At 59.8% G+C, this 676-nt stretch carries 1 protein-coding gene; it reads right to left on the reverse strand.

What is annotated here, in order from left to right:
• Positions 1–193: 193 nt before the first annotated feature.
• Positions 194–676, reverse strand: a 483-nt coding sequence (locus tag ACWTU8_RS31805) for a Tim44 domain-containing protein (RefSeq protein ID WP_455851250.1), incomplete at its 5' end; no start/stop codon positions are given.

Raw genomic sequence — 676 nt, forward strand, 5'->3', positions numbered from 1 at the left:
GTCTATCAGGGGGCGGCGGTGGCGGAGCGGAAACGGCAAGCCGCCATCCGCAACCTTCATCACCAATCCCCGCATGATAGATGAGGCATTAAGCCGACCTGATATTTTCGCATGCAAAATGCGGAAGTTAACCATCGTTCCGGGAGCAGTCGCCGCAGAAGCGTCAGGCATTGAAAGCCAGGGCCGCTGCCCTTCAGTTGGCCGTTTCCTGGATCGCAGATAGCAGCCATGGTTGCCCTGGCTCGCGAGTGAAGGTCCACAGCTCCGTTGTTTCGACAGGCTTGTTGGGATCGCCCGTTTCGATGGCGCCTGTTTGACGGTTGCGCATCACATCGATGGCGGACCAATGCATGGCCACGGTCGCATAGTCGCGCGTGCCCTCGCGCCACGCTTCTGAGACCTCGCCGTTCAAAAACTGAAGATTTGATACCTCGTTCTTGAGACCCTTGGTGGCATTGTCCGCCAACTCCTCGGAGAGGTAGGAAACCATTTCCGGTGTTGTCAGCCGGCGTAGCCCTTGGTGGTCTTCGCGGGTGAATGCGGCTTGCACGTCCGCGAGAATGCGCTCGAACGCAGAACGATCAGTCTCGGTAATCCCGATTTCGTCTGCCCCGGTCGCGTCACTAGTCGCTGTCCCGGTAGGGGCCTGCCGGCTGTAGGCTTGCGCGCCGGTTCC

The organism is Mesorhizobium sp. BHbdii (assembly GCF_053848045.1).